General features: G+C 62.7%; 5 protein-coding genes and 1 pseudogene. 3 read left to right on the top strand and 3 right to left on the bottom strand.

What is annotated here, in order from left to right; genetic code table 11:
- Positions 1-62: 62 nt before the first annotated feature.
- Positions 63-197: pseudogene (locus tag QM659_RS14640) on the top strand (transposase); the annotation flags it as partial.
- 42 nt (positions 198-239) lie between these two features.
- On the opposite strand, the gene QM659_RS14635 reads toward QM659_RS14640, so the two are convergent.
- Positions 240-617, bottom strand: a complete 378-nt coding sequence (locus tag QM659_RS14635; RefSeq protein WP_303482200.1) for a DUF2794 domain-containing protein — start codon at positions 615-617, stop codon at positions 240-242.
- Between the two features lie 544 nt (positions 618-1,161).
- Here QM659_RS14635 and dnaK point away from each other — a divergent pair.
- Together dnaK and dnaJ are read left to right on the top strand one after the other, a co-directional pair.
- Complete coding sequence (gene dnaK / locus QM659_RS14630) at positions 1,162-3,105, top strand: molecular chaperone DnaK (protein ID WP_303482197.1); 1,944 nt, start codon at positions 1,162-1,164, stop codon at positions 3,103-3,105.
- A 139-nt stretch (positions 3,106-3,244) separates the two neighbouring features.
- A complete protein-coding gene (dnaJ, locus tag QM659_RS14625; RefSeq protein ID WP_127076890.1) occupies positions 3,245-4,381 on the top strand; it encodes a molecular chaperone DnaJ in 1,137 nt (378 codons plus the stop codon).
- Between the two features lie 227 nt (positions 4,382-4,608).
- Here dnaJ and QM659_RS14620 read toward each other — a convergent pair whose 3' ends face one another.
- On the bottom strand, positions 4,609-5,487 hold the full coding sequence (locus tag QM659_RS14620; protein ID WP_415188971.1) for a universal stress protein: 879 nt from the start codon (positions 5,485-5,487) through the stop codon (positions 4,609-4,611).
- Positions 5,488-5,596: 109 nt separating this feature from the next.
- The gene (locus QM659_RS14615) at positions 5,597-7,747 is read right to left on the bottom strand and encodes a transglycosylase domain-containing protein (RefSeq protein WP_415188970.1); all 2,151 of its coding nucleotides are present in this window, start codon (positions 7,745-7,747) and stop codon (positions 5,597-5,599) included.
- Between the last annotated feature and the right edge of the window lie 180 nt (positions 7,748-7,927).

The following is a 7,927-nucleotide window of genomic DNA, read 5'->3' as shown; positions in this document are numbered from 1 at the left end:
GCGATGGCCTCGGGCAACATCGATCCCGGCGAGTTCGAACGACCGCGTCACCCGGCCCAGGACGTTTCATCGAGGTCAATGTCGCCTATCGCTGGTTTCTGGGGCTGAAGCTGACGGATCCGGTGCGACGCCTCGACCTTGTCGCAGAACAGGCGGCGGAAGTACGGCGACGCCCGGTGGCTCCAGAGATTTTCGACCCAATGCCGGGGTTTGTCTGCTGTCCGAACCGCGCTCGCGGATCAGCTCTGGACGAGGCGTAGCTTGCGGTCGAGCACCCGGAGCACCTTGGCGAGGTCGTGCCCGCGCTTCAGGATCAGCCCGCTCGTGGCAACGACGCTGTATGCGCCCTGCCGCCTGGTGAGCCGCGGATTCTTTTCGATACGGTACAGGGGCATTTCCGTCGACCGCCTGAACACGGAGAACACCGCGCGATCCTTGAGGAAATCGATGGAATAATCGCGCCACTCTCCTTCGGCAACCTTTGCACCGTAGACGGAAAAAATCGTGCTGAGTTCGTGGCGATTGAAGGCGGTGACGGAGGGAAGGCCGGGCTGCGGTTTCGTGAGGGGATGCACGCCGCTCGCCGGGCCGAATGCGCTTGGCAGAGTATCGTCCATGGACGCTCCTTGGACTTGCGTCTTGAAGGCGGCGCCCGCCGCGGCGGGCGAACGTGGAGTCGGCGAGCGGCCGTGTGGAGCAGCCGCGCGAAACCGACCGTGAAAGACATATTGTTGCCCTGTCCTTCGGGCCGCGCAAGGCCCAAATGGCGCGGCGACCGTAACGCCGACCGGCTCGGCGGAAGGGCTATGACGGGAAACCACGACGTTTTTATGCGATCGCCACACTATCGCCCCATGGTGGCCACATCCGCAAGCATGCCTTGCGAAGGAATTTGCTCGATTTTGCCGATCCCCGCATGCGGCGAAATGCTCGTGACGGCGTCATATTTCGGCGCCCAAGACAATATCCTGTTCGTGAAGCGCGTCGGAAGCGTTGCGGCGAGCCGCTGGTGCTTGCGCGGCTCCAAGCGCTCCCCTATATGATCACCAATTCGAGATAGACATTCTCGGCGCGGGACGAAGACATCGAACAAATACGGGGTGGCTGGCTTTAAGCGGCCTGGCGTCTCGCGACAGAATGAGCAGCACGAGGTTCTAAACCATGTCGAAAGTGATTGGCATTGACTTGGGCACGACCAATTCTTGCGTGGCCGTCATGGAGGGAAGCCATCCCAAGGTCATCGAGAATTCCGAGGGCATTCGCACCACGCCGTCCATGGTGGCGTTTACCAATGACGGCGAGCGTCTGATCGGCCTGCCCGCCAAGCGCCAGGCCGTTACGAATCCCGAAAGCACCTTTTTTGCGATCAAGCGCCTGATCGGCCGCCGCTTCGACGACGAAGTCGTCAAGAAGGACATGAACCTCGTCCCCTACAAGATCGTTCGCGGCGACAATGGCGACGCGTGGGTCGAGTCTAACGGCAAGAAGTACTCTCCTTCGCAGATTTCCGCCTTCATTCTTCAGAAGATGAAGGAAACGGCAGAAGCATATCTCGGCGAAAAGGTCGAGAAAGCCGTCATCACGGTTCCTGCTTACTTCAACGACGCCCAGCGTCAGGCCACGAAGGACGCGGGCCGTATCGCGGGCCTCGAAGTGCTTCGCATCATAAACGAGCCGACGGCAGCGGCGCTGTCCTATGGCCTCGACAAGAAGAAAGAGTCGAAGACCATCGCGGTGTACGACCTTGGCGGCGGCACGTTCGATATCTCTGTGCTCGAAATCGGCGATGGCGTGTTCGAGGTAAAGTCGACCAACGGCGACACGTTCCTCGGCGGTGAAGACTTCGACATGCGCCTCGTCGACTACCTCGCGAGCGAATTCAAGCGCGAGAACGGGATCGACCTTCGCAACGACAAGCTGGCGCTCCAGCGCCTGAAGGAAGCAGCCGAAAAGGCGAAGATCGAGCTTTCAAGCGCCCAGCAGACCGAAATCAACCTGCCGTTCATCACGGCGGACGCCAGCGGTCCGAAGCATCTCACGATGAAGCTGACGCGCGCCAAGCTCGAAAGCCTGGTGGACGACCTCGTTCAGCGGACCATCGGACCTTGCGAGGCCGCGCTTCGCGACGCCGGTCTGAAGGCCGCCGAGATCGACGAAGTCGTGCTGGTCGGCGGCATGACGCGCATGCCCAAGATCGTGCAGATCGTGAAGAACTTCTTCGGCAAGGAGCCTCACAAGGGCGTCAATCCGGATGAAGTCGTGGCCATGGGCGCCGCCATTCAGGCGGGCGTGCTTCAGGGCGACGTGAAGGACGTGCTGCTGCTCGACGTCACGCCGCTTTCACTCGGCATCGAAACGCTGGGCGGTGTGTTCACGCGCCTCATCGACCGCAACACGACGATCCCGACGAAAAAGAGCCAGGTCTTCTCGACCGCCGAGGACAATCAGAACGCGGTGACGATCCGCGTGTTCCAGGGCGAGCGCGAGATGGCGGCGGACAACAAGCTGCTCGGTCAGTTCGACCTCGTGGGCATCCCGCCCGCGCCGCGCGGCGTGCCGCAGATCGAAGTGACGTTCGACATCGACGCGAACGGCATCGTGAATGTGTCAGCCCTCGACAAGGCTACGAGCAAGGCGCAATCGATCCGCATTCAGGCGTCGGGCGGCTTGTCCGACAACGAGATCGACCGCATGGTCAAGGAAGCCGAAAGCCACGCCGCGGAGGACAAGAAGCGCCGCGAGCTGGTCGAGGCCAAGAATCAGGCCGAAGCGCTGATTCACTCAACCGAGAAGACGCTGGTCGAACTTGGAGACAAGGTTTCCGAGGGCGACAAGAAGGCGGTCGAGGCTGCCGTAGCAGAACTGAAGACGGCTGCCGCGGGCGAGGACGCTGCGCAGATCACCGCCAAGGCGGACGAGCTGGCGAAGGCCGCGATGAAGCTCGGCGAAGCGCTTTACCGTCAGGCTGGCGGTGATGCAGGCGGCGCGGCTCCCGGAGCGGGCGGCCCGCAGGCCGGTCCCGCCGGCGGCAGCTCTCCGGCATCTGACGGCGTGGTCGATGCCGAGTTCGAGGAAGTCAAGGACGACAAGAAGAAGTCGGCTTAAGATTGGACGGCGGGAAGGCGAAATCCTTCCCGTCACATCGCGTCCGGCGGTCCGGAACGGCGCGTAAGTTGCGTCCGCGAAGCTTAAGCTGATCTTTTGGCGGCGAATGTTCGATGATCAAGGATCTCAACAAGACACCATGAAGCGCGATTATTACGAGGTGCTCGGGCTGAAAAAGGGCGCAGCCGATCACGAAATCAAAAGCGCTTTTCGGAAGCTAGCAAAAGAATGCCATCCGGATCGCAATCCGGGTAACGCCACGGCCGAAATTCAGTTCAAGGAAGTCAACGAGGCTTACGAGGCGCTGAAAGATCCGCAGAAGCGCGCGGCCTACGACCAATTCGGACACGCTGCCTTCGAGGGCGCCGGCGCCAATGGCGGTTACGGCTTCGGCTCGGACTTTTCGGCGTCGATGTCGGAGATCTTCGACGACCTGTTTGGCGAGTTCATGGGGGGGCGCCGGACACGCGGGCGCAGCGCCAAGGAGCGCGGCTCCGACCTCAAATACAACATGGAGATTTCTCTCGCCGAAGCCTTTTACGGCAAGACGGCGCAGATCCGCGTGCCTGCCTCCGTCACGTGCGAGGCGTGCGGCGGCGCCGGTGCCGAATCCGGTTCCAGCCCCGTGACCTGCCCGACCTGCCAGGGCTTCGGCAAGGTGCGCGCGAGCCAGGGCTTCTTCACCATCGAGCGAACCTGCATGACCTGTCAGGGTCGCGGCGAAATCATTCAGAAGCCCTGCACCGTCTGCTCCGGCAGCGGACGTGTAACGCGTGAGCGTACGCTTTCGGTCAACATCCCGGCGGGTGTCGAGGATTCGACGCGCATCCGGCTTGCGGGCGAGGGCGAGGCCGGTGTTCGCGGCGGCCCTGCGGGCGACCTCTACATTTTCCTGTCGATCCTGCCGGACGACATCTTCCAGCGCGATGGGGCTGATCTCTTCTGCCGCGTGCCGATCACCATGGTGACGGCGGCGCTCGGCGGGCAGGTCGAGGTGCCAACCATAGACGGCGGCCGCGCGCGGGTGAAGATCCCCGAAGGTACGGAAACGGGCAAGCAGTTCCGCCTTCGCGGCAAGGGAATGCCGGTGCTTCGTTCCAAGCTGACGGGTGACCTTTACGTTCAGGTCGAGGTCGAGACGCCGCAGAATCTCTCGCGCAAGCAGAAAGAGTTGCTGAAGGAATTCGAGAAGGCGTCAAACGATACGACGCACCCTGACACCATCGGTTTCCTCAGTAAAATCAAGGCATTCTGGGATCGAGCGGGCAAGCCCTAGAGCTTATCCGCTTGTGATGGAAGCAGGCGCGCGCAGCTTTCTATTTTGTCCGGCGTCTTAAAACCGCTTCTGCCTGCGTAAAATCGGGTCCGGTTTGACGCAGAAAGCGGTCGGCAACCAAGATCTACAGCGGCGTGCCGCGCCGATTTGTGCTGGTCTGCGCAGGAGCGCCGCCTGTCCGATTCCGGCAGGCGCGCGCATATCCTCTCGGCGCTCACGGCGCTTGATTATGCCGCGGCTTCAAGCGGCGCCTTCGGCGGGACGACAAGCACGTCGTATTCCGCCTTTTGCAGCACCTCCTCCGCCACGCTCCCGAGAAGCACCTTCAAAAGGCCGCTACGGCCATTTGTGCCGATCACGGTGAGGCTCGGAATTTCCGAGGCGGTTTCCCGGATCACCGTCGCTGTCCGCCCCTCCTTGAGCATCACCGGATAAGCGCGCGGATCAAGCCCCGCGGAAGCCACAAAACCCTCGATGGCACGTTTTGTATCGTTCTCCTCAGCGGAGACATAGCGCTCGATTGTGGCCGCATCCACGCCCGCGTAGGAAAGCATGCCCTTGGCTGCGGGGTCGAATACATGCAGCAGGATCGTGCGCCCGGGTTCGAGCATGCCGAAGCGGTCGGCAACGATAACTGCGTCCTTCGAGCAATCCGACAGGTCGATTGCGGCGACGGTTCGCGCATAAGGGGCATGAGGCTCCGCATTCACCATCAGGACGGGGATTTCGCCGAAGCGTATAACGCGCTCGGCCGTCGTCCCGACAAAGACATCTCTCAGAATCTGCCGACGATGCGACCCGACGATGATGAGATCGGCCGCCGTCTCGAGAGCGACCGACGCGATGCCGACAAAAGGCTCGCCAGACCCAACCACGTGCGAAACGCCGATGTCTGCCAATTCAGCGCGCGACCCGACTATCTCCCGCAGCATGGTGTCGGCCGTTTGCCGCTCCAGAGACACAAGCTTTTCGGGTTGATCGTCGTCGATGACGTGGGTGACGACGATGCGCGCGCCGGTTGCCTTCGCGAGCATGGCTGCGCGGCGAAGTGCTCGATCGGAACGGGTCGAAAAATCGGTCGCCAGCAAAATGACTTTCAGGCTCAACTCTCCGCCTCCTCTCCAGGTTGAAGGTGACGCGTTACGCTCATGACGAGCTTAGGGCGTTAGGTGGGTAAATCAACCCGGAGACGGACATTCATTCGCAAGGCGCCCATCAGAGCGGCGCCCGGCGCGGCCGTACCGGAGCCAGCGGCGACGGCGCGGCCGGTGCTGCCTCGGCGTCGGAAACCTCGCGGCGACGTAAAGGATTTCGGGCCGGCAGGTTCGAAAGCCCGATGGCGTCGGCCGTGTGCTGGATGAACTCGGGCGGCAGACCCGTACCCGGCAGCGCCTTCGCCATCAGCCCTTCGTGCGCCTTCAACATGATCTGCTTCCAGATTTCGGCGGGAAGCGAGCCACCCGTGACGCCACGCATGGGGCTTGCGTTGTCGTTGCCCATCCACACGCCGCCGACCCACTGCGCGGTATAGCCGATGAACCACGCATCCTTGTATTTCTGCGACGTTCCGGTCTTGCCCGCGGCCGGGTAGAGATCGAGCGAGGCCGCCATCGCAGTGCCCCCCGCGACGACGGAATTCATCATGTCGTTCATGGCGGAGATGGCGCGCGGAGACACGATGCGCGGCGGCGGCGCCTTGGACCGCTCGAACAGCACGCGGCCCTGATCGTCGCGGATGCGCTCCACGATCTCCGGCACGACGGAGAAGCCGCCATTGGCAAACACCGCGAAGCCCGAGGTCATTTCGAGCAGCGTCGTTTCAGAGGTGCCGAGCGCCATCGTGAGCCCGACATTCTTGGCCGACATCACGCCGAGGCGGTTTGCGACCTCCACCACGCGGTCGGTGCCGACAGCCTTCGCGAGACGCACGGCCGCCATGTTGCTCGAATGTGTGAGCGCCTGACGCAGCGTGATTTCGCCACGGTAGATATCGCCGAAATTCGAGGGCTTCCATCCATCGACCTCGATGGGCCGGTCCTCGATCTTCATGTCCGGCATCCATCCCGATTCGACGGCGGCGAGATAGATGAACGGCTTGAACGCCGAACCCGGCTGCCGCATGGCGCGCACGGCGCGGTTGAACTGGCTTTCCGCGTGATTGCGCCCGCCGATCATCGCCCTGATCGCACCGTCCGGTGTCATCAGCAGCACGGCAGCTTCGGTGGCGCGCGCGGTGCGGCCCTTGTTGCGGATGATATCTTCGACCGCAGTCCGCGCCGCGAGTTGAAGGCCCGCGTCGATGGTCGTCTCTACCACGAGATTGCGGTCCGTTTCGCCCGTCAGCATGGGGGCAACTTCCGCCACCCAGTCCGCCACAAAGCCGAAGCCCGGTTTCGATGGCGGCACCTTGAGTTCAGCCGGGTGCGCCAGCGCTTCGGCGTACTGGTTGATGTCGATCTGGTCCGTCTCCGCGAGAATGCGCAGGATCTCCTTCGATCGGTCGCGCGCGCGGTCCATGTTCGACGTCGGAGAATAATAGGACGGCGCCTTGATCAGCCCCGCGAGCAGCGCGGCTTCGGCAAGCGTCACGTCTTTCGGCTCCTTGCCGAAATAGGAGTGCGCCGCCGCGCCGATACCGAAATTGCCGCCGCCGAAATAAACGCGGTTCAGATAAAATTCGAGGATCTGCTGCTTCGAGAAGCGGCTTTCAAGCCAGATCGCGAGGATGAATTCCTCGGCCTTTCGCGTCCATGTGCGCTTCGGCTGGAGGAAAAGGTTCTTCACGAGCTGCTGCGTGATGGTGGACCCGCCCTGCACCACTTCGCCGGAATTCCAGTTTCTGCTCGCGGCGCGCGCCAGGCCGATGGGATCGAGCCCGAAATGGTAGAAGAAGCGCCGGTCTTCTGTCGCGAGCACCGCCTTGACGATGTTCGGAGGAATCTCGGCATAGGGCACGTAATTGCGCCGCATGCCGCGCTCGGCGATGAACTCGCCCCCCCGCGCCAGAATGGTGAGGTTCGGCGGCAAACGCAGCACCATGGCCTGACGCGGATCAGGCAGCACAGTTGCGTAATAGGTGACGACGGCCAGAAGTGTTATCGCGCCCCAGCCGACGGCGACGATCAACCAGGGGATGAGTTGAAGCAGCGGGCGGTGCGCGCTGCGGCGCGGTTCCGCCAGCGGCGACTTGACGATAAGCCAGAGGAAGAAAGCGCGGATGGTTTTCCAGATTGCGGCGACTGTGGCGCGGAGGCCCCTCGCAAGCGCGCGTCGGATGAAGCCCGCTGCCGCGCGCGCATGCCGACCGGCCGCCGTCCCGAAAGAGGCCGCACGCTCTTCGCCTTGGCCCACACGCCACTCGGCCACGCAACACCCTCACAAACGCCTAAACTCACGCACGCCCGAAGGACCGGACGCACCACCCGCGCTGCCCACGCGGATAGTTTTATGAAAGTTAAGCGAGTGTGATTAAGAGCGCGTTAAGGGGCAAACGGGTGCATACGCGCGTCGAACGGAATGGACACGAGATCGCGACACCTCCCCTCG

The sequence above is a fragment of the Rhodomicrobium sp. genome, from assembly GCF_047605405.1.
Lineage (GTDB): Bacteria > Pseudomonadota > Alphaproteobacteria > Rhizobiales > Rhodomicrobiaceae > Rhodomicrobium > Rhodomicrobium lacus.
Note: the sequence above shows the minus strand (reverse complement) of the source record. Positions and strands in the feature narration are given on the sequence as shown.

What these genes read in the sequence shown, in the direction of transcription:
- dnaJ (WP_127076890.1), top strand. Translation starts at nt 3,245, where the DNA reads ATGAAGCGCGATTATTACGAGGTGCTCGGGCTGAAAAAGGGCGCAGCC.
- QM659_RS14635 (WP_303482200.1), bottom strand. Translation starts at nt 617, where the DNA reads ATGGACGATACTCTGCCAAGCGCATTCGGCCCGGCGAGCGGCGTGCAT.
- dnaK (WP_303482197.1), top strand. Translation starts at nt 1,162, where the DNA reads ATGTCGAAAGTGATTGGCATTGACTTGGGCACGACCAATTCTTGCGTG.